General features: G+C 76.9%; 1 pseudogene. It reads left to right on the forward strand.

The features are described 5' to 3' along the window. Positions 1 to 593 (forward strand): annotated as a pseudogene (locus SM447_RS29555) (DUF3367 domain-containing protein); the annotation flags it as partial.

Consider the following 593-nt stretch of genomic DNA (forward strand, 5'->3'; position numbering starts at 1 on the left):
ACCGGCGCCGACACGCTGCCCACCAGGGTCACCGTCCGGGCCGGCGTGGAGCGGGTCACCGTCGACTCCTTCGACTCGACGCTGACCGTCCGGCTGCCCGGGGTGCACGCGAGCAAGCGGATCCGGGTCACCATCGAGTCGTCCCTGCCCGTGCGCCTCGGTCAGGGTCGGGTCGGCATCGCCGAGCTGGAGATCCCGGGGGTGCGGGCGAGTCGCACGCTGGTCGTGCCGCGCGCGCCGGCCACCGATCGCCCGGCGACCGTCGTGCTCACCGCGGCGCCCACCGTGAACTCCTGCTTCTTCCTCGACGACGTGCCCCGCTGCGGAGCCGGGGTGGCGCGGGCGTCGGAGGACGGCGCGCGGCTCGACCGCACCGTGACGCTGCCGGTGGCCGGCTCGTACGCGCCGACGGTGTGGGTGCGCCCGAAGGCGGGCCCGCGGCTCAGCGCGCTGCTCGACCAGGAGGTCGCGAAGGCGTGGCCGTTGACACTGGCCCCTCGGGTCGCCGCCTCGTCGAGCGGTCTGCCCGACCCGGTGGCCCGGCCCGGCGCGGTCCTCGACGGCGAACGGCGCGCCGCCCTCGTGCGGGCCCT

The organism is Micromonospora aridisoli, assembly GCF_056150025.1.